This window comes from Micromonospora sp. NPDC023956 (assembly GCF_040639195.1).
Lineage (GTDB): Bacteria > Actinomycetota > Actinomycetes > Mycobacteriales > Micromonosporaceae > Micromonospora.
The window spans coordinates 1-20702 of the sequence record NZ_JBEZZN010000022.1 but is presented as its reverse complement, the minus strand read 5'-3'; the positions used below and the strand labels follow the sequence as shown (position 1 = coordinate 20702).

Annotated in this window: 12 protein-coding genes; 6 read left to right on the top strand and 6 right to left on the bottom strand. The window is 73.8% G+C overall.

Translation table 11 applies throughout. The features are described 5' to 3' along the window. Positions 1-110 precede the first annotated feature (110 nt). Positions 111-1553: a M28 family peptidase gene (locus tag AB0F58_RS27895; RefSeq protein WP_357149119.1), complete on the top strand. Its 1443-nt coding sequence runs from the start codon at positions 111-113 to the stop codon at positions 1551-1553. Positions 1554-1615: 62 nt separating this feature from the next. Here AB0F58_RS27895 and AB0F58_RS27890 read toward each other — a convergent pair whose 3' ends face one another. Continuing rightward, the gene (locus tag AB0F58_RS27890) at positions 1616-3190 is read right to left on the bottom strand and encodes an FMN-binding glutamate synthase family protein (RefSeq protein WP_357149116.1); all 1575 of its coding nucleotides are present in this window, start codon (positions 3188-3190) and stop codon (positions 1616-1618) included. A 118-nt stretch (positions 3191-3308) separates the two neighbouring features. Between AB0F58_RS27890 and AB0F58_RS27885 the strand changes: the two genes are divergently transcribed. Then, on the top strand, positions 3309-3722 hold the full coding sequence (locus tag AB0F58_RS27885) for a type II toxin-antitoxin system Phd/YefM family antitoxin (protein ID WP_357149114.1): 414 nt from the start codon (positions 3309-3311) through the stop codon (positions 3720-3722). A 2421-nt stretch (positions 3723-6143) separates the two neighbouring features. On the opposite strand, the gene AB0F58_RS27880 is transcribed toward AB0F58_RS27885, so the two are convergent. The 4 genes from AB0F58_RS27880 to AB0F58_RS27865 are packed head-to-tail and all read right to left on the bottom strand — an operon-like array spanning position 6144 to position 13561. Then, positions 6144-7346 (bottom strand): VWA domain-containing protein, encoded by a 1203-nt coding sequence (locus AB0F58_RS27880; protein WP_357149111.1) that lies wholly within the window; start codon positions 7344-7346, stop codon positions 6144-6146. After that, positions 7343-9637 carry a DUF5682 family protein gene (locus AB0F58_RS27875; protein WP_357149108.1) on the bottom strand — a complete coding sequence of 765 codons (2295 nt, stop codon included), beginning with the start codon at positions 9635-9637 and terminating at the stop codon, positions 7343-7345. Before AB0F58_RS27875 ends, AB0F58_RS27880 begins: the two co-directional genes overlap by 4 nt. Continuing rightward, positions 9630-10691, bottom strand: coding sequence for an AAA family ATPase (locus tag AB0F58_RS27870; RefSeq protein WP_357149105.1), 1062 nt, complete (start codon positions 10689-10691; stop codon positions 9630-9632). Before AB0F58_RS27870 ends, AB0F58_RS27875 begins: the two co-directional genes overlap by 8 nt. Continuing rightward, positions 10688-13561, bottom strand: coding sequence for an SWIM zinc finger family protein (locus AB0F58_RS27865; protein ID WP_357149103.1), 2874 nt, complete (start codon positions 13559-13561; stop codon positions 10688-10690). Before AB0F58_RS27865 ends, AB0F58_RS27870 begins: the two co-directional genes overlap by 4 nt. Before the next feature lie 212 nt (positions 13562-13773). Here AB0F58_RS27865 and AB0F58_RS27860 point away from each other — a divergent pair, with 212 nt between their 5' ends. The 3 genes from AB0F58_RS27860 (at position 13774) to AB0F58_RS27850 (ending at position 16952) form a co-directional block, all read left to right on the top strand. Beyond that, a complete protein-coding gene (locus AB0F58_RS27860) occupies positions 13774-14601 on the top strand; it encodes an SAM-dependent methyltransferase (RefSeq protein WP_357149100.1) in 828 nt (275 codons plus the stop codon). 83 nt (positions 14602-14684) lie between these two features. Next, positions 14685-15353, top strand: coding sequence for a TetR family transcriptional regulator (locus AB0F58_RS27855; RefSeq protein ID WP_357149097.1), 669 nt, complete (start codon positions 14685-14687; stop codon positions 15351-15353). Between the two features lie 9 nt (positions 15354-15362). Next, positions 15363-16952 carry an MDR family MFS transporter gene (locus AB0F58_RS27850; RefSeq protein WP_357149094.1) on the top strand — a complete coding sequence of 530 codons (1590 nt, stop codon included), beginning with the start codon at positions 15363-15365 and terminating at the stop codon, positions 16950-16952. A gap of 24 nt (positions 16953-16976) precedes the next feature. On the opposite strand, the gene AB0F58_RS27845 is transcribed toward AB0F58_RS27850, so the two are convergent. Continuing rightward, positions 16977-18206 carry a DUF2786 domain-containing protein gene (locus AB0F58_RS27845; RefSeq protein WP_357149091.1) on the bottom strand — a complete coding sequence of 410 codons (1230 nt, stop codon included), beginning with the start codon at positions 18204-18206 and terminating at the stop codon, positions 16977-16979. A 382-nt stretch (positions 18207-18588) separates the two neighbouring features. Between AB0F58_RS27845 and AB0F58_RS27840 the strand changes: the two genes are divergently transcribed. Continuing rightward, positions 18589-20571, top strand: a complete 1983-nt coding sequence (locus AB0F58_RS27840; protein ID WP_357149088.1) for a ricin-type beta-trefoil lectin domain protein — start codon at positions 18589-18591, stop codon at positions 20569-20571. Positions 20572-20702 lie beyond the last annotated feature (131 nt).

Genomic DNA, 20702 nt, shown 5'->3' with positions numbered 1-20702 from the left:
GCCGCCGGGAGCATCTCCGCCGGACCGGGGCCGGGCCCGTCCGGACCGCCGATTGACCCAGCAATCGACGGATGTCATTGTCTGGACATATTCCCCACCCAGGAGGCTCCATGAGAGGCAGAACGCTGACCGCGGCCGTGGCGCTCGCCGTCGCGACCGCGCTGACGGTGCCGTCCACCGCCCCGCCGGCCTCCGCGTCCGCGCTGACGCGGACGCTCGCCCCGGCTGGCCCCGTCGCCCTCGCCGCCCCGGACATCGCGGTGGCCAACGTCCAGGCCCACCTGGCCCAGTTCCAGACCATCGCCCAGCAGAACGGCGGCCACCGTCGCGCCGGGTCCGCCGGCTACACCGCCTCGGTCGCCTACGTCAAGGCCAAGCTCCAGGCGGCCGGCTACACGGTCACCGAGCAGGCCTGCACGAGCTGCGTGTACCGCTCCAACAACCTGATCGCCGAGTGGCCGGTCGGCCCCGCCGACCAGGTGGTCATGTTCGGCGCCCACCTCGACGGCGTGTCGGCCGGTCCCGGCATCAACGACAACGCCTCCGGCTCGGGGGTCCTGCTGGAGAACGCGCTGGTCCTGGCCCAACAGCGGCCGACCATGACCAAGCGGGTGCGGTTCGCCTGGTGGACCGACGAGGAGCAGGGCCTCAACGGCTCGGAGTTCTACGTCAACTCGCTCAGCGCCACTCAGCGCGGCTACATCAAGGGCTACTACAACTTCGACATGGTGGGCTCCACCAACGCCGGCTACTTCATCAACCGGATCACCTCCACCACCGCCGCGCCGCTCAAGGCGTACTGGGACTCGCTCGGGCTCCAGCCGGAGGAGAACCGCGAGGGGCAGGGCCGCTCCGACGACTACCCGTTCCAGCAGGCCGGCATCCCCACCTCCGGGTACGCCGCCGGTGCGAGCGCCCGCAAGACCAGCACCCAGGCCGCCAAGTGGGGTGGCACGTCCGGCGCGTCGTACGACCCCTGCTACCACCGTTCCTGCGACACCACCAGCAACGTCAGCGCGACCGTGCTGAACCGCACCGCCGACGGGGTCGCGTACGCCCTCTGGCAGCTCGCGGTGGGCGGCGGCACGCCGGCTCCCTGCACCGGCGGGGAGGCGGTCGGCAACGGCTCGTTCGAGAGCGGCACCACGCCGTGGACCGCCTCCACCGGCGTGATCACCAACGCGACCCAGCAGCCGGCGCGGACCGGCTCGTACAAGGCGTGGCTCAACGGGGACGGCACCACCCGGACCGAGACGCTGTCCCAGTCGGTCACCCTGCCGGCCGGCTGTACGAGCTACAGCCTCGCCTTCCACCTGCACGTCGACACCGCCGAGACCACCAGCACCCGGGTCTACGACCGGCTCACCGTGCAGATCGGCGGGGCCACCCTGGCCACGTACTCCAACCTGAACGCCGCCGCCGGCTACGTCGCCCGCACCCTCGACGTCGCCGGGTACGCCGGGCAGACGGTGACGCTCACCTTCACCGGCACCGAGGACGCCAGCCTCCAGACCAGCTTCGTCGTCGACGACGTGACGTTGCAGGCCAGCTGAACGGTGGTCTCCCGGCCCCGGGACGGGAGACCACCCCCGGTCCGGTCGTGGCGGTGCTCCGTTCAGCGCTGGGCGGTCGCCGAGGGCGGGGCGCTGCCACCCTGCGGGACCTCCGCCGTCATCAACCGGATGATCTCCGTGCGGTCGGTCTCCGACGGCAGCCCCCACTCCGGCCGGTAGCCGTGCACCTCGGCCAGTGGGGTGGAGGCGGTCCGACCGTCGAGCATCTCCACCGCGTCGGTGGCGATCAGCCCCGGATGCTCGACCCCGCACGCCTCGGCCACCTTCACCAGGTCGCGGCGCAGCGTCCGGATGTAGTTCGCCGCCCGCACCGACTTGAGCGCGGGATCCAGGCCCCGCTCCAGCCAGGGGTTCTGGGTGGCGACGCCGGTCGGGCAGGTGTCGGTGTGGCACTTCTGGGCCTGGATGCAGCCGATCGCCAGCATCGCCTCCCGGCCGACGTTGACCAGGTCGCAGCCGAGCGCGAAGGCCACGATCGCGTTGTCGGGCAGGCCCAGCTTGCCCGCCCCGGCGAAGACGACCTGCTCGTGCAGACCCCGCTCGGCGAACGTCCGGTAGACCCGGGCGAAACCCTGCTGGAAGGGGAGCGAGACCGAGTCGGTGAAGATCAGGGGCGCGGCTCCGGTGCCGGCCTCGCCCCCGTCGACGGTGACGAAGTCGACGCCCCGCCCGGTGTCCCGCATCAGGTCGGCCAGTTCCTCCCAGAAGCCGAGGTCACCGACGGCGGACTTGATCCCGACCGGCAGCCCGGTCTCGGCGGCGAGCAGCTCGACCCAGTCGAGCAGACTGTCGCAGTCGGCGAACTCGGCGTGCCGGGACGGGCTGACACAGTCGCGGCCCACCGCGATGCCCCGGGTCTCGGCGATCTCCGCCGACACCTTCGCGCCCGGCAGCAGTCCACCGAGGCTGGGCTTCGCGCCCTGGCTGAGCTTGATCTCCAGCGCCCGTACCGGTGCGCTCGCCACCACCTCCCGGAGTCGGTCCAGACTGAACCGCCCCTGCTCGTCCCGGCAGCCGAAGTAGGCGGTGCCGAGCTGGAAGATCAGGTCACCGCCCCGGCGGTGGTACGGGGACAGGCCACCCTCGCCGGTGTTCTGGAGGCAGCCGGCCAGCGCGGCGCCCTGGTTCAGCGCCGAGATGGCGTTGCCGGAGAGCGACCCGAAGCTCATCCCGGAGATGTTCACCACGGAGTCGGGGCGGAACGCCTTCGGCCGCCCCCGCGCCGCGCCGAGCACCTTCGCGCACGGCAACCACACCTCGTGGCCGGCCGCCGGCGACGACGGTGGTACGGCCCGGCCGAAGGTCCGGTGCTTGATGATCGGATATCCGGCGGTGTACTCGATGTCGTTGTCGGTGCCGAAACCGAAGTAGTTGTTCTCCTTCTTCGCCGACGCGTACACCCAGCGCCGCTGGTCGCGGGTGAACGGCCGTTCCTCGTTGTTGCCCGCCACGATGTACTGGCGCAGCTCCGGCCCGATCGCTTCGAGCAGGTACCGGGCACGCCCCAGCACCGGGAAGTTGCGCAGCAGGGCGTGCTTGCGTTGCAGGAGGTCGTGTGCGGCGAGGGCCGCCACCGCTGCGGCGGCGGCGGGTACGGCTCGACGTGCCCAGGTCATGCCGGTCACTCTTTCCGCGATCGGTCGCGCTCAAACTGGGCCCGGATTCAGTGCGGCCGTCCGGGGGCGGGACGCAGTCACCGCGTTAAATGTCGTACCCCGGTTGCAGTATGTCCGCATGGCTGTTCCCGCTCTGGCACCTGGCCACGACCGGCCCCGCTCACTGCCGCTGCGCGAGGTCCGTACCCGGCTGACCCAGCTGGTCGCGATGGCCGAACTGACCGACACGGTTACCCTGGTCACCCGCGACGGCGACCCCCGTCCCATCGCCGCGATCGTGCCGGCGTCCGCTGCCCGGAGTGCGGCCCAGGCTCGGGCCGACACCGACCGGGTCGCCGCGGTCACCGCCGGTTGGGCCCGTCGCCTCGACGAGACGCACCGGCAGAGCGCCCGCCGGCACGCCGCCGAGTTGCGGGCCGTCACCGACGCGCTCGCCGAGGCCTGGTCCGAACTCGACCGTCGGGCCGCCCCGGGCGGCGATCCGACGCTCGCCCGGCTGCGCGCCGCGCACGCCGACCTGCTGCGCGACTGACCGACCTACCGAGTACGCCGGGTCTGCTCGGGCCGGCCTGGCCCTCGGGCACGCAAGTCGCCCCCCGAGCGTGCGAGCGCCCGTGCGGTTGGCCTGACCGGGGCGGCGGGGATAGGCGTTTCGACGGCTGTCGAGCTGCCCCGTCCGTGCTACCGCCCGCCGAGGCTGCGGCGGGTGGCCGGGTGGCTGCCGTTCCGCTGCCGTGCCCGCCCACAGGTGACGCTGCGGCGGGTGGCCGGGTGGCCGTCGTCCCCCTGCCGTGCCCGCCCAGGGCGATCCTGCGGCGGATGGCCCGGTGTGAGCCTGTGGGCGCATGGGCGGGGCAGCTCCACACTGTCGTCCCGCCAACAAGGTCGGCCCGCCAACAAGGTCGGCCCGCCAGGGAGGGGCGGCCTGTCGGGCAGTGTGGCTCGCCGGCTCGTCGGACAGATCGGCTCGTCGAGCAGGACGGCCAGCCGGGCATTGCGGCTCGTCGGCTCACCGGGCAGGGCGGCCCGTCGGGCAGGGCGGTACCTCTACGCGCCCTGTCCGCCGCCGGGGACCCGTCGGCGCCGGGTGGTTCTGCCCGCCCACCGGCCTGTGGTGTGCAGCACGGTGGTCGGGGCGGGGGCGGCTGACGTCGGGTGGAGCCCGGCGTTCTGGCCCACCGCCTGACGTGCAATGGGGTGAATCGCCGGGCGACTATGGCTGAAGTATTCATAACGGACTTAATGATCAACCAATCGATTGACGTTCTTGCGCGGGGATCTATTGCTCGGTAAGTTTTTCTCCGGTTCGCGGATGCCTCGGTCCCCGACTCGGTCGGGACGTGTCCCCTGTCACAGAAAGTGGGTTCTGTGAAGAGGAAACACTGGGTCCCCGTGCTGCCCGGCGACGCCCACCACAGTCGTGCCCGGCCGTGCCCGGACCTCCTGCCTGGCAAGGAATACGGACGTCCGGCCGGGCCGCCGGCACCGGGTTCCGTGACCGGTCGGGAGGCATTCCCGCCCTATTGATCGGTGGCTGCTTCTCCGGTCGGTGATCGCGTCTCCGCCGATTCGTCGGCAACGCCTGCCGGCCCGCCGAAAGTGAACCGGCCAGCGACGGCGGCCGGTACGGCGTGTCGTGTGACGCCCCGGTCGGGGTGCCGGTCCCGCCGTCCGACTGTCCCTGTCGATTGTTGAGGTGACGTTCGTGCGCGACGTGGAATGCTGGTTGTCCGCTGGGGCCGATCCGGCCGAATTCCCCTATCCGACGGTCACCGCCGAATATCTGCGGGTCGGTAAACACTTCGTCGAACGGGACGTCCTGCTCTGCCTCGACCGGGCGCGCGCGGCGTCACCTCCCGACCAGCGCCCCGGCGCGGCCCGGTTACGCCGCTTCCTCGACTGCGCCCTGGACAAGTGGGACGGGCGGTACGACTACCACACCTACCTGGCCCTGCCCGTGCTGTCGATGGCGATCGAGGGGACCGGCGAGGTCACTCCGGGGCGGGCCCGGCGGCACCGCGACCGGCGGTACCTGCACCTGCTGGCGGATCTGCTCCGCTTCGAACTGGACGTCGAGGCGGGCCGCACCGACGTGTTGCCCGAGCAGCGTCCCGACCGTGACCGGCTGGTCAAGCGACTGCGGCTGGCGGTCCGCGCCACCCAGCCCGCCCTGGCCCGGATCAGTCCCCTGGCCACCGTCACCGCGCGCGACCCCCTGGCCGCCGCCGCCGAGGTCTGCGCCGCTGTGGAGGCCACCACGGCGGAGCGGCGCGACCTGCGGCTGTCCATGCTGCCGGTCTACGTGGTCCACGACGAGTACCTCTTCATCCGGGTGCTCCAGTCGTACGAGGCGACCTTCGCCCTGCTCGTCGTGCTGCTGCGGGCCACCCGGGACGCGCTCCTGCGGGGTGCCGCCGGGCCCGCCGCCGCGCACCTCGCCACGGCGACCGAGGCACTGGCCGGCTCGGGACCGTTGTTCTCCCTGCTGGCCACGATGCAGCCCGAGTCGTTCCGGACGTTCCGGGCGTACACCGAGGGCGCCAGTGCCATCCAGTCGCACAGCTACAAGCTGGTGGAGTCGCTCTGCCGCACCCCGGACCAGGACCGGCTGGACGGCGCGGCCTACCGGTCCGCCCCGGAGGTCCGGCAGCGGGTCCTGGCCGGGCAGCCGACCATCGACCAGGCGTACCGGAGCGCGGTGAAGGGGGGTCTGCTCGATCCCGCCGAGCGGGCACGGGTCGCCGACGGGATGCGGGCCTTCGCCGAGGCGTTGCTCACCTGGCGTCGGACGCACCACCGGCTGGCGGTACGGATGCTCGGGGCACGGTCGGGCACCGGCTACACCGAGGGGACGCCCTACCTCGCGGCGGTCCGCGCGGTGCCGGTGTTCCGGACGGTGGACGGCGGACCGGCCGACGCGGCGGTCACCGCACCGGCCGGTCCGCCGTCCGGGTCACCGATCGGCGAACCGTTCCGCGAAGGCCACCAGGTCACGGCGTTCGATGGCGGCGGCCATCAGGTCGGGAAAGGCGTCCGGCGTGCAGGCGAAGGCCGGCACCCCGAGGGCGGCGAGCGCGGCGGCGTTCACCCGGTCGTAGGAAGGGGCACCCTCGTCGGAGAGCGCCAGCAGGACGACCACCTGAACCCCGGCGGCGGTCATCTCCGCCACCCGGCGCAGCATCTGCTCCCGTACCCCGCCCTCGTAGAGGTCGCTGATCAGGACGAAGATGCTGTCCCGGGGACGGGTGATCAGCTGCTGGCTGTAGCCGATCGCCCGGTTGATGTCGGTGCCCCCACCCAGCTGCGTGCCGAACAGCACCTCCACCGGATCGCTGAGCTGGTCGGTGAGGTCCACGACCGCGGTGTCGAAGACCACCAGTGAGGTCCGCAGCGACCGCATCGAGGCGAGCACCGCGGCGAACACCCCGGAGTAGACCACCGAGGCGGCCATCGACCCGGACTGGTCGACGCAGAGCACCACGTCCCGCTGCACCGCCGTGGTGCGCCGCCCGTACCCGACCAGGCGTTCGGGGATCACCGTGCGGTGCTCCCGCTGGTAGTGCTTGAGATTCGCGCGGATCGTGCGGTCCCAGTCGATGTCGGCGTGCCGGGGGCGGTTGATCCGGGTGGCCCGGTTCAACGCCCCGGTCACCGCCGCCCTGGTCTGCTGCGCGATCCGCCGCTCCAGCTCCTCGACCACCCGCCGGACCACCTGCCGGGCCGCCTCCTTCGTCTGGTCCGGCATGACCCGGTTGAGGGAGAGCAGCGTGCCGACCAGGTGTACGTCCGGCTCGACCGCGGCGAGCATCTCCGGCTCGAGCAGCAGCCGGGTGAGGTTCAGCCGTTCGATCGCGTCGGCCTGCATGACCTGTACGACCGTCGACGGGAAGTACTGGCGGATGTCGCCGAGCCAACGGGCCACCCGGGGCGCGGAGCCGCCGAGCCCGGCCGAGCGCCGGGACGAGCCGCCCTCACCGTCGCCGTCGTAGAGGGCGGCCAGCGCCCCGTCCATCGCGGCGTCACCGCCGGAGAGACCGCCGCAGGCCTCCTCGGCGGGACCGCCGAGCAGCAGCCGCCAGCGGCGCAGCCGCTCCCGGTCCGCGGTCCCGCCGGACCGGGCGCCGCCCTCCTGGCCGGCGTCGGTGGGGGTGGTCATGAGATCTCCCGTCCGAGCAGGATGCCGAGCGTGGGCAGGACCGCCGTCGCCCGGTCGTGGTCGAGGCCGGCCGCCGGGGCGTGGTGCACCGGTCGGTCACGGTGTGCCACCCGGTCGCCGATGGACCGGCGCTCCCCGGCGGCGAAGCTGCCGAAGGTGCGCCGCAGCAGCGGTAGGACCTCGGTGAACGAGTCGGTGGGGATGCCGGCCAGCCACTCGTCCACCAGGGACAGCAACGCGTCGTCGTGCACCAGCAGGAGCCCCCCGCCGCCGAGGAATCCCTCCACCCAGGCGGCACCGTCGGCCGGGGCCACCCCGGCGGTCAACGGCAGACCCATCCGCCGGCGTACCTCGGCGCGTTCCAGCCGGCCGGCGTCGTGCAGCAGCCGGACCAGCCGGCCGGAGAGCAGGCCGTGCAGGTCGTCCCGGTCGGCGAGCGAGGCGAGGGTGTCCAGCCAGGGCTCCCGCGCCTCCTCGTCGAGGAGGTTGACCGCCGCGTGCACCTCGTCCAGGTGCCCGCGCAGATCCCGGGCCGCCGGGTCGGCGAGGCCGACGACCGCGGCGGGCAGGCCGGCCCGGACCCGGGCCAGCAGCCCGGTGGTCACCTCGGCCAGTCCACCCAGTTCGCTGCGCCGGACGTCGCCGTAGCGCAGCGTGCGGACCAGCGGCGGGATCGCCGCCATCAGGTGCGCCACGTCGGCGTCCAGGGCCGCCCGGGTGTCCAACGCCCGCAGCACCGGGGGGTAGGCCTCGGCGAGGTCGGCGAGCAGACAGACCTCGACCAGCGCGGTGACCTCGGCGAGACTGTCGGCCGCCCGCGCGGTGGCGGCCACCGCGGCGGTGGCCGCGGAGACGACGGTGGTGCCGTGCGCGCTCGCCTCGACCAGCCGTACCGCGAACTCCGGCTGCCAGCGCAACCGCCACTGCTCCCGGAACGTGCCGGTGCCGCGCCGACGCCGGTCCGACTCGCCCCACGGCACCCCGAGCACCCGCAGCCGGTGCAACAGCCGGCTGCGGGCCAGGTCGTTGTCGCGGCGCAGGTCGAGGTCGAGCGGGCGTTCCAGGGCCTCCGGCTTGAGCCGCAGGCTGCGCTGCTGCGCGGCGAGGTCGCGGGCCAACGGCACCGCCGGCATGTCCTCGGGTACGCCGCCGAGCCGCTCGCCCACCACCAGCCGCCGGCTGATCAGCTCCAGCCGCAGCGGGTCGCCCTCGCAGAGCACCGCCGCGCTGGCGTCGGTCAGTTCGGTGAGCCCGGCCAGCGGCCGGCCGCGCAGCGTGGCCAGCGTCTCGGCCAGCCGGGCCGCCTCGATGACGTGCGCGGAGGAGGCGGGCACCCCCTCGTCGCGGAGCACCCCGGCGGCGGCGACCAGCCACCGGACGACCACCTCGTCCTCGGAGGTGAACAGGTGGTGGTACCAGCCGGGGGAGCGGACCCCCGCCGCGTAGCCCTGCCAGGACGCCAGCCGACCGTACGTCCAGGGCACCCAGGTGAAGGTGACCTTCGCCTTCCGGCGCCCCCGGAGCAGGGCGGCGTCGGCGCTGGCCGGCACCTTCCGGGTCAGCGCGGGCACGTGCCAGGCCCCGCAGACCACGGCGATGTTCCCGTGGCTGCGCCGCACCTGCCGCAGCACCGTCCGCATGTGCGCCTCGCGGAGCAGGTCGTCGGGGTCGTCCGGCACGCCGTCGCGGATCGCGGCCATCGCCTCGGCGATCGCCGGGAACGCCGGCGCGCCCCGGTGCTCGACCACGTCCTCCCACCAGCGTTCCGGGTCGTCGTAGCCGGCCGCGGCGGCGAGTTCCCCGATCGGGTCGACCGGCCGGCGCGGCGACGGGTCGTCGGTGCCCGCCCCGGCCTCGGGCCCTCCGGCGTCCGCCTTCGCGGGGTCACCGGCCCCGGGCCCGGCGTCGTCCGCGTCGTCCCCGTCCCCCGCCTGCGCGCGGTCCCGGTTCGCCGGCTCCGGGCCGTCGTCCGGTTCGGCGAGGCGGTAGGCGTACGGCAGGTCGAAGAAGCGCACCGGCACGTCGTGGGCGACCGCCCACCGGATCGCCTGCCACTCCGGCGAGAAGACGGCGAACGGCCAGAACCCGGCCCGACGGGGATCGTCGGTGGCGTACCCGAGCAGGGCGACCGGCGGCTCCAGCGATTCTTCGGCCACCCAGCGCAGCAGCTCGTCGGCCTCGGGTGGGCCCTCGACCAGGAGGATGTCGGGGCGCTGCTCGGCCAGGGCCGCCACCACCGCCCGAGCGGACCCCGGGCCGTGGTGGCGGATGCCGTAGAACTGCTCAGGCATCGCGGGCGGCGCGGTAGAAGGGGCGCCACTCCTCGCGCTCGCGGACCACGGTTTCCAGGTACTCCCGCCACACCACGGCGTCGGAGACCGGGTCCTTGATCACCGCGCCGACGATGCCGGACGCCACGTCGCCCGGCCGCAGCACGCCGTCGCCGAAGTGCGCGGCCAGCGCGAGCCCGTTGGTGAGCACCGAGATCGCCTCGGCCGTGGAGAGGGTGCCGGTCGGGGACTTCAGCTTGGTGCGGCCGTCCTCGGTGAGCCCGGTGCGCAGCTCCCGGAAGATCGTCACGACCCGGCGGATCTCCTCGACGGCGGCCGGCACCTCCGGCAGGTCCAGCGAGCGGCCGAGCTGCGCCACCCGCCGGGTGACGATGTCGACCTCCTCCTCGGCGGAGGCGGGCACCGGCAGCACCACCGTGTTGAACCGGCGGCGCAGCGCGCTGGAGAGTTCGTTGACGCCCCGGTCCCGGTCGTTGGCGGTGGCGATGATGTTGAACCCGCGCTGGGCCTGTACCTCGCTGGTCAGCTCCGGCACCGGCAGGGTCTTCTCGGACAGGATGGTGATCAGGGTGTCCTGCACGTCGGACGGGACCCGGGTCAGCTCCTCGACCCGGGCGATCGCGCCGGTCTCCATCGCCCGCATCACCGGGCTCGGCACCAGAGCGGCCGGGGACGGGCCCTCGGCGAGCAGCCGGGCGTAGTTCCAGCCGTACCGGATGGCCTCCTCGGCGGTGCCGGCGGTGCCCTGCACCAGCAGCGTGGAGTCGCCGCTGATCGCCGCCGCCAGGTGCTCGGAAACCCAGGTCTTCGCGGTGCCGGGCACGCCGAGCAGCAGCAGCGCGCGGTCGGTGGCCAGGGTCGCCACCGCGATCTCCATCAGCCGGCGCGGCCCGACGTACTTCGGAGTGATCGTGGCGCCGTCGCCGAGCAGGTAGGTCACCACCGCCTGGGGCGAGAGCCGCCAGCCCGGCGGGCGGGGCCGGTCGTCGGTGGTGGCCAGCTCGGCCAGCTCGGCGGCGTACTGCTGCTCGGCGTGCGGACGTAGCGCGGTCAACGGAACTCCTTGTGGATCTCGGAACGGAAGGCGAGGACGGCGGCGAGCTGCCCGACGGCGCGGACCCGGCTGGGGTCGACACCGTCCCGGGCCAGCTCGTCGGTGAGGTGGTGGACCCGGTCGGCCAGGGCGGGCGTCGCGGCGGTACCGGCGATCCGGCAGAGTTCGGCCAGGTACCAGCTGTTCCGCCCCTCGGCGCGGGCCCAGACGTCGACGGCGTCGACCACCGCGCCGGAGAGTTCGGGGGACCAGTCCTGGGTGAGCATGCCCAGCAGGCGGTTGGCCCGACCCGGGTCGGTGCGCAGGGCGTCGGCGACCAGGCTGCCGAGGCGCTCGGCGGGCAGCACCTCGTAGAGCTGCCACCGCAGGGTTTCCGGCAGGGTGTTGCGGCTCTGCCGGCCGGCGGGGCCGACGGCGGCGGCCAGGGCGTCGGCCCAGTCGCCGGCCCGCTCCTCCACGGCGGCCCGGGCCCAGCCCCGGTGCAGTGCCGGTCCCCAGTCGTCGGCGGTGGCCAGTGCCACCACCTCGGCCGGCGTCCGGGCGAACGCGGTGGTCCAGGTGGCCAGGGGGGTGCCGGCGAGCACCTGCTCCAGCAGCCAGGCCGCCACCCCCGTTCCCCGGGGCGGCTGCGGGTCCACCCCGTCGCGCCGCATCGCCGGGTCGCACTCGCGCGGCGGGTCGACCGTCAACCCGCCGGACGCGTCGAGCCGGACGGCGGCGGTCGCCCGTGCGGTCATCCGGCGGCGCAACCCGGAGTCGGGCAGTTGGCGCAGCAACGCGACGGCGGCCTGCCGCACCTCCTTGCGCCGGTCGTCCAGCACGCCGTCGAGGAAGGCGTCGTCGGCGGCGCAGAGCCCGACCTCGAGCGTCTCGACGAAGCGGGCCCGGTCGGGGGCGCTCTCGGCGGCGAACCCGCCCGCCAGCAACTCGCGGGCGGCGTCCGCATCACGGGCACGCAACCGGGTCAGGTACGCCACCCGCTCCCCGGTGGTGCCGGTCGTCCAGTCGTCCCCGCCGACCTGCCCCGCCGGGCCGGCCAGGTCGAGGGCCTCGTCGAACAGGTAACCCCACTCCGAGCGGAGGCCGGCGAGCCACCGGCCCCGGCGACCCCCGAGCCGGCTCAGCAGGGGACGCAGCGACCGGTGCCGTCGGCCGACGTCCAGCAGGGCCGGCAGGGTGTCGGCCGGGACCAGCCCGCCGTGCCGGTCGGCCAGGCGCAGCCACTCGGTGAGCAGTTCCTGCTGGACCTGGCTGCCGCCGGGCGCGCCGCCGTCGGTGAGCAGCGTGCGCAGCCGGACGGTGGCAGGGGCGGGCAGGGGCGGCCTGGACTCCGCGGGTGCGGCGGGCACCCGGCCGCTCCCGTCCGCCGGGGTGGCGCCGGCCCGCCGGTAGGTCAGGGCCACCGCGGCGGCCTCCAGGACGCCGGCCGCGCCGTCCCCGCCCGCGCCGAGCGGTCGTCCGCCCACCGCCATGGCGCCGTCCCACGGTCGGCGGGCGGTGCCGACCAGCGCGGCGGAGAGGAGTTCGGTGGGGAGTTCGGCGGGATGCCCGTCCGCGCCGGCCGGTGAGCCCGCCGGGGCGAGCAGGTGGCACCCCTGGGACCAGGCGGCCAGCGGTCGCAGCCCGGCCGGCCCGAGTTCGGCGGCGAGGTCGACCGGCTGGCCACCGGCCCCGGCCAGCAGCCACCACGGCTGGTCGTGCCCGGCGGCCAGCGGCAGCGCGTCCCCGGCCTGGTCGACCAGGCGGCCCTCGCGGGTGGGGACGACCCCGGCGAGCAGCACCGGCACCGACTCCCGCCAGGGGTCGGCGGCGAGGCCGGCCGAGTACGCCGCCAGGGCGGTCCGGACGTCGACGGCACCGGTCGGGGCGGCCATCGGCACCGGAGCGCCGTGCCGGGTGGCGACCAGGGCCCGCAGCGGCAGGGCGCCCGGATAGAAGCACAGGTCGGCGTCGATCTCGGTGCCCGGCACGAGGTCGGCGGGGAAGGTCTGGCCGGGTGCGGCGAACGCCAGGACCAGCGCGAACCTGCCGCTTTCCGCCCCGCGCAGCCAGATCCGGCGGGTGGTGACCTTGTCGTCGGCGGAGTCGACCTGCCCGAGGACCTGCCACCGGTCCCGCAGCGGCGGGGTGGCCAGCACCTCCTCGGTGGTGACCGGGTAGCCGACCCGCGACCGGACGGTGGCCGCCAGATCGTCCGGGAGCGCGTCGAGCCGGTCGTGGGCGGTCACCAGCAACCGGATCAGGCCGAGTTCGCCGAGGAGCCGGTCCGCCCAGTGTGCGCCGATGCCGGTCGTGCGCCCGACCCGGCGCACCGTGCCGGCCACCGCCGGGGCCTGCGCGTCGACCAGCCGGGCGGCCACCGCCTCGAACGGTGCCGGTCCGGCCTGTTCGGCCCCGGCGAGCCCCTGGTCGACCTGGTCGTCGAGCCACCGCCGCAGCTCGTCCAGGCCGGCGGCCACCCGGGTGGCGCGCTGTCCGGCCCGTTTGGCGGCGGCGGCCGGGTCGGCCGGGCCGCTGCCGGCCGGCGGCCTGGCCGCGCGGGTGGCCCGCCCGGCCTGCCACTCGACCACCCAGTCCGGCGCCTCGGCGTCGCCGGCTCCGGACTCGGCCCAGAGCAGCAGCAGACCCAGGGCGTGTTTGCAGGGGAACTTGCGGCTCGGGCAGGAGCAGCGGTAGGCCGGCCCGGACAGGTCGACGCAGACCTGGTACGGGTTCTTCCCACTGCCCTTGCACAGCCCCCAGAGCACCTCGCCGGTCAGGCCGGAGGCCGACCACTTGGCGGCGCCGCTGACACTGCGGGCGGCGCGGGCGGCGGCGGGATCGGGCGCGACGGCGAGGACCTGCGCGGTGGACCAACGTTCAACAGGCACCGGCGCACTGTAGGAGACCCGTACGACACGGACCCCGGCGGTACCTGCCCGCGTCGGCCCCCCGTCGCGCACCGCGACCGGGGCGTGACCGGCAGGTGAGGGCCGGTCCGGCCGGCCCGCCGGCCCCGGCGAGGGGGCCCGGTCGGGGCCGAGTCGCCCGGGGCGCATCCTCTAGTCTCCTTAGGTCAGACCCGAGACCAGGGGAGGCGACCGTGTCGCGCAGTGACGCCGTATCGCGGAGCGGGTCCGCGCCGTCCGGAGTGGACACGTCGGTGCCGCACTCCGCCCGGATCTACGACTGGTGGCTCGGCGGCAAGGACAACTTCGCCGTGGACCGGGCCACCGGCACGGCGATGCTGGAGGCGATCCCGACCCTGCGGATGATGGCCGCCGAGAACCGCCGCTTCGTTCACCGGATGGCCCGCTACCTGGTCACCCAGGCCGGCGTCCGACAGTTCCTTGACGTCGGCACCGGCATCCCCACCCGGCCCAACCTGCACGAGGTCGCCCAGTCCGTCGCCCCGGAGACCCGCGTGGTGTACGTCGACAACGACCCGATCGTGCTGGCGCACGCCCGGGCCCTGATGATCAGCAGCCCGCAGGGGCGCAGCGAGTACATCCACGCCGACCTGCGCCACCCGGAACGGATCCTCGCCGAGGTCTCCCGGGGCGACACGCTCGACCTGACCCGGCCGGTGGCGCTCACGCTGATCGCGATCCTGATGCTGCTCGGCGAGGCCGACGACCCGCTCGACCGGGTCCGGGCGCTCACCGACGCGCTGCCGTCGGGGAGCTACCTGGCGATCACCCACCCCACGCCGGACTTCAACCCGACGGCGGTCGAGGCGGCGGTGGCCGCCGCGACCGGCAACGGGATGACCCTGGTGCCGCGTACCCGGGCCGAGGTGGCGCGGTTCTTCGAGGGGTGGGAGCTGGTGGAGCCGGGCATCGTGCCGGTGCCGGCATGGCGACCCGACGGGGCGCCGCCGGACGACCCGGAGGCGGTCTACTACTGGGCCGGAGTGGCCCGCAAGCCCTGATCCGTCACCCCGACGGGGGATGGGATCCCGGTCACACGAAACTACGTTGCAGTCCCTGCAAGTTTGCTCGTACCGTCATGGCCGTGACCACCACGGGGGAGGGTCGCCGCGACCGCCGGAAACGGCAGACCCGGGCGACGTTGAGCACGACCGCGCTGCGCATGGTCGCCGAGCACGGGCTCGACCACGTCACCGTGGACGAGATCAGCGAGGCCGCCGGCGTGTCCCCGCGCACCTTCTTCAACTACTTCACCAGCAAGGACGAGGCGGTCATCGGCGACGCCGTGGTCGACGAGGAGCGGCTGGTGGCGCGGCTGGCCGCCGTCGGCGCCGAGGTGCCGGCGGTGGCGACCCTGCGGACCGCCTTCGCCGAACTGGTGGAGGACGTCCAGGCCGACCGGGAGCTGTGGTGCCTGCGTATGCGGGTCGTCGAGCGGAACCCGGCGCTGCTGTCCCGCCTGGTCACCATCGGGGTGCGCAACGAGCGCACGATCACCGCGGCGGTCGCCGCCCGGCTCGGCCTCCCCGAGGACCACGACTACCCGGCGCTGGTCGCCGCCGTCACCGGTGCCGCCCTGCGGACCTGTCTGGGCCAGTGGGCCCGGGGCGACGGCGCGCGTCCCCTGACCACCCTCGTCGACGAGGCGTTCGCCGCCCTCGCCGCCGGCCTCCCGGAACCCCGCACCGCCCGTGACCCATCGCAGCCCCCGGCGTTGTCCGACCCGGGGGGACTCTCCCACAACCAGAGTTAGGAAAACTCGATGACCGCTCCCGCCCCGCCAGCGGGCGTTGCCGACGCCGTCGCCGGGCGCATGTCCCGTCGCGAGGTGCTCCAGGCCCTGTCCGGTCTGATGGTCGGCCTCTTCGTGTCGATCCTCGCCTCCACGGTCGTGGCCAACGCGCTGCCCCGGATCATCGCGGATCTGCACGGCAGCCAGACGGTCTACACCTGGATCGTCACCACCGAACTGCTCGCCATGACGGCCACCGTGCCGCTGTGGGGCAAGATGGCCGACCTGTACAGCCGCAAGCTGCTGATCCAGCTCTCGCTGGGACTGTTCGTGGCGGGCTCGCTGATCGCCGGCCTGACCCCGAACGTGGAACTCCTGCTGGCCAGCCGGATCGTCCAGGGCGTCGGCGCCGGCGGCATGACCGCGCTGGCGACCATCGTGATGGCCGCGATGATCCCGCCCCGGGAGATGGGCCGTTACGCCGGTATCTTCGGCGCGGTCTTCGGCGTGGGCACCATCGCCGGTCCGCTGATCGGTGGCGTGCTGGTGGACACCTCGTGGCTGGGCTGGCGCTGGTGCTTCCTGATCGGCGTGCCGTTCAGCATCCTGTCCATCGTCCTGCTCCAGCGGACGCTGCACCTGCCGGTGGTCCGGCGTCAGGTCCGGATCGACTGGGCCGGCGCGTTCCTGATCACCACCGGTGTGTCCACCCTGCTGGTCTGGTCCTCGCTCGCCGGGCAGAAGTTCGCCTGGGCGTCCGGCTGGACCGCGCTGATGGTGCTCGGTGGGCTGGCGCTGCTCGCGGCGGCGATCGTCGTGGAGTCCCGCGCCGCCGAGCCGATCATCCCGCTGGACCTCTTCCGCAACCGGACCGTCTCGCTCACCACCGTGGCGAGCATCCTGGTCGGGGTGGCCATGTTCGGTGGCACGGTGTTCCTGTCGCAGTACTTCCAGATCTCGCTGGGCAAGTCGCCCACGGTCGCCGGCCTGATGAGCCTGCCGATGATCTTCGGCCTGCTGGTGTCGTCGACGGTGGCCGGGCAGCTCATCACGAAGTACGGCCGGTGGAAGGGCTTCCTGGTCGGTGGCGGCGTCACGATGACCGTCGGCATGCTGCTGCTCGGCACCATCGACGCGCACACCAACATCCTGCTGCTGTCGATCTACATGGCGGTGCTCGGTGTCGGCGTCGGCATGCTCATGCAGAACCTGGTGCTGGCCGCCCAGAACGACGTACCCGCGCACGAACTCGGCGCCGCCACCTCCATGCTGACCTTCTTCCGCAGCATGGGTGGGGCGATCGGGGTGAGCGCCCTCGGCGCCGTCCTGGCCAACCGGATCACCTCGCTGATGACCGAGAAGCTCGGCCCGCTCGCCGCCGGTGGTTCCAGCGGCGGCACCCACGAGGTGCCGGACCTGTCCACGCTGCCCGGCCCGGTCCGGCAGATCGTGCAGGAGGTCTACGGCACCGCCACCGCCGAGCTGTTCCTGATCGGCGCGCCGATCGCGCTGCTCGCGCTGGTCGCCGTGCTGTTCATCAAGGAGAAGCCGCTGCACACCCTCAGCGGCGACGAGCGGCGCGCCCGTGAGGAGGCGGCGGGTATCGCCCCGACGCACTGACCGGCGACCCGCACCGGAGCGCGGTCAGCGACCTGACCGCGCTCCGGGACCCCGGCCGTCGCGCAGCCGGCCCGCCGGCCGGGTGGCGGCCCCCAGCACCGCCCGGTCGGCGGCGGCGGTGCCGGAGGACCAGCCCTCGGCGTCGCGTACCGTCAGCCGGCCCCGGGTGACGCCGGGGAAGAGCGTCTCCACCCGCTGCCGCACCGCGTCGGAGCGGCTGGCCAGCACCGGCAGCAGGCGGTCGCCCCCGTCGGCCCGCGCCGCCTCCCGGCTGGTGCGTTCGGTCGCGGCCCGCAGCCGCTCCCCGATCCGCAGCGCGTACGCGTGCAGGAACGACTCGTCGTACTCCCGGGTGCGCCGACTGCTGGTGGACCGCCGCTCGGTGCGTCCGCGCAGCATCGCCGAGGTCGCCTGCACCAGCAGCGAGGTGTAGAGCACCTCGACCGCCTCGAGGTCGGCCGGGAAGCCCAGCACGGTGCTGAAGCCGAGGTCGTCGGACCAGACCGCCTCGCACCGGTTCGCCGCCGCGACCTCCTGCACCAGCAGGGCCTTCGTCCCCGCGTACGGCGGGTCCGTGCCGAGCCGGACGCCGCTCGGCTGGTCGGCCGGACCGGTGTCGAGCAGGACCCGGTCGATGCTGTGCCGGGCCATCAACTCCTGGGCCTTCGCGGTCAGCGCCTCCGCCTCGGCCGGAAAGCCCGTCGACTCCGCCTTGGCCAGCAGGGCGCGTACCCGGTCGAGCATCCGGGACCCGCTGGGCCCCGGTGGGGCCGTGGCGGCAGCCGCGCCGGGTGGCGGCCGGAGGACCGCGACCGGCGGCAGCCCGTCGAGTACGGCCAGCACCTCGACCACCTCGCGCAGCACGGTCACCCGGTCCAGCCGTTCCCGGGCGGTCCAGTCGGCCAGGTGCCGGGCGTCGTCCGCCCACCACACCCGGGCGTCGAGGGCGGCGAGCTGCTCGTCCCACCAGGCCGGCGCGTCCGCCTGGCCACGCCGGTCGGCGGCGAGCACGTCGGCCAGCAGCCGGGCCGGTCGGGCCCCGGCGCGCCGGGCCACGACGCGGGCCACGTCCGCCGGCTGCCAACCGCGTGGCCAGAGCCGGCCCACGGTGCGCGCCAGCCGGGCGGCGAGGGCCGCGTCCACCACGGCCGGGTCGCCCACCACCAGCCGGTCGAGCTGCCGCTCGGCGAGCCGTACGTCGGTGCCGCGCGTCGCCGCGAGCGCGTCGCCGATCAGCGCGTCGACGTCCGACACGGCAGGCTCCCTCTGGCCGGTCACGGCCGTCTCTCGAGCGGGTACGGCCGAGGTCGACCGTCTCCGCACAAGTTACCGCCGCCGCTCGGCGCCCCCGCTGCCGGTTCCGCCACGGATTACTTCAAGTTCTGAAGGAAGCATCCGGGATCCATTGACACTTGTCTTTGTAGCGTGTTTCCTTCCTGGTATCGCGGTCGTGACGTCCGGGCAGCGTCCGACAGCGGACCGGAACGTCGGCAGGCGCGCGTCCTCACCGCGTGCCCGGACCCGGCCGAGGACGGTGGCCCTCCGGGAGCGACCGGGGTCTGCCACGCCGCGCGTCGACGGCCGGCGCCCGGTGCGCCGCCGGCAGGCGTGACCACCCCACGAGCAAGGAGACGCCATGCCCCGAGCAGCCAACCCACCACCGGCGCCGTCCGCCGCCGGCGCGACGGCGCGATCCGTCGGCGTTCCCGGCGGTCGCCGAGCCCGCGCCCGACGTACCACGGTGACGGCCGGTGGCCTGACGGTCGCGCTGGTCGCGGCGGTGCTGACCATCACCACCGCGCCGTCGGCGATGGCCGCCGGGGAAACGGTCGCCGTCCACCTGACCACCACCTCGGACTCCGGTGGCCGGACCGTGACCCGTGGCCTCCAGCAGCAGCCCTCGGTGACCTTCGCGCCGAGCAGCGCCCCCGCCACGCACACCATCTCGGTCAACGAGAATGTCCGTCACCAGCAGTTCGTCGGGGCCGGAGCGTCGATCACCGACACGACGGCGTACCTGTTCCGGGGCGGGCCGATCAGCGCCGCCACCCGCGACGCGGTCATGCGGAAGCTGTTCCACCCGGTCGACGGCATCGGCCTGTCGTTCGTGCGCAACCCGATCGGGGCCTCGGACCTGTCCCGGCCGGGCCACGTGTCACTCGACGACACCTGCTGCGACCTCAACGACTTCGGGGCCAACGGGTACGACACCGACGTGCGACTGCTGACCCAGCAGGCCCGGCAGCTCAACCCGCAGTTGCGGGTCAAGGGCGTGCCGTGGAGCGCGCCGGGCTGGATGAAGGACAACGGCCGGATGGACCAGATGGGCTGGCTGAAGTGGGAGTACTACCCGCTGTACGCCCAGTACCTGGTCAGGTACGTCCAGTCGTACCAGGCGGCCGGTGTCTCGGTGGACTACCTCTCGGTGCAGAACGAACCGAACTGCTGCCAGGCGGCCAACCCGCCGGCGATGAACTATCCCGGCATGTCGTGGAACCCGGCCGGCCTGGTGGAGTTCACCAAGAACCACCTCTACCCGGCGTTCCGGGCCGCCGGGATCACCACCAAGGTGATGCACTTCGACTGGAACTACGGCGACTACGCCAGCTTCGGCTCCCAGATCGTGGCCGACGCCGCCCTGCGCACCGACCCGCTGTCGGCCGGCATCGCCTGGCACGACTACTTCGGCAGTCCGTCGGTGGGCACCCAGGTACGTCAGCAGTACCCGTCGATGCCGCAGTTCAGCACCGAGCACTCCGGCGGCACCTGGGTCGCCAACCAGCACAACGAGGACATGGGCGACATCATCGAGCACGCCCGCAACTGGTCGAGCGCCGAGGTGAAATGGAGCCTGGCGCTCAACCAGAACATGGGGCCGCACAACGGCGGCTGCGGCACGTGCACCGGCCTGGTCACCGTCCAGGAGGGCGGCAGCCGGGCCGGCCAGGTCGACTACACGATCGAGTACTACACGATGGGTCACCTCACCAAGTTCGTGAAGCCGGGCGCCCACCGCATCGACTCCACCGACAACGGCACGGTGCAGAACCTGGCGTACGTCAACCCCGACGGCTCCAAGGCGCTCATCGCCCACAACGGCGGCACCGGCAGCCAGTCGATCCGCGTGGTCTGGGGCGGCCAGTCCTTCACCTACACCCTGCCGGCGCGCACCTCCGCGACGTTCACCTGGTCGGGCAACCAGTCCGGCGGCCCGACGACGCCGCCCCCGAGCGGGGGCACCGGCCAGATCACCGGCCTCGCCGGCAAGTGCGTCGACGTCGCGGGCGCGGGTACCGCGAACGGCACCGCCGTGCAGCTGCACACCTGCAACGGCACCGCCGCCCAGCAATGGACCCGGGCGACCGACGGGACCCTCCGCGCCCTCGGCAAGTGCCTGGACGTGGCCGGGCCGAGCACGGCCGACGGCGCACAGACCCACCTCTGGGACTGCCACGGCGGCGCGTCCCAGCGGTGGACCCACACCGCCAACCGTGAGCTGGTGAACGCGTACGCGAACAAGTGCCTCGACGTGACCGACCGCAACCCCGCCGACGGCACCCGGCTCCAGCTCTGGACCTGCCAGGGTGACACCAACCAGAAGTGGACCCTGCCCGCGTAGCGGCGCACCTCGAGCGGGAGTGCCGCCGCCTCCTCGGCGGCGGGTCGCGCACGAACTCCACGAAGCACAGCGGCGCATCATCCTCGACCGGCGGCTCCTGCCCGACATGCTCGCCTGGGAGCGGCTGCCAC

Bases quoted from the DNA above. Each gene is read 5' to 3' on its own strand.
- AB0F58_RS27895 (WP_357149119.1), top strand. From the start codon at position 111: ATGAGAGGCAGAACGCTGACCGCGGCCGTGGCGCTCGCCGTCGCGACC.
- AB0F58_RS27890 (WP_357149116.1), bottom strand. From the start codon at position 3,190: ATGACCTGGGCACGTCGAGCCGTACCCGCCGCCGCCGCAGCGGTGGCG.
- AB0F58_RS27885 (WP_357149114.1), top strand. From the start codon at position 3,309: ATGGCTGTTCCCGCTCTGGCACCTGGCCACGACCGGCCCCGCTCACTG.
- AB0F58_RS27880 (WP_357149111.1), bottom strand. From the start codon at position 7,346: ATGACCACCCCCACCGACGCCGGCCAGGAGGGCGGCGCCCGGTCCGGC.
- AB0F58_RS27875 (WP_357149108.1), bottom strand. From the start codon at position 9,637: ATGCCTGAGCAGTTCTACGGCATCCGCCACCACGGCCCGGGGTCCGCT.
- AB0F58_RS27850 (WP_357149094.1), top strand. From the start codon at position 15,363: ATGACCGCTCCCGCCCCGCCAGCGGGCGTTGCCGACGCCGTCGCCGGG.
- AB0F58_RS27840 (WP_357149088.1), top strand. From the start codon at position 18,589: ATGCCCCGAGCAGCCAACCCACCACCGGCGCCGTCCGCCGCCGGCGCG.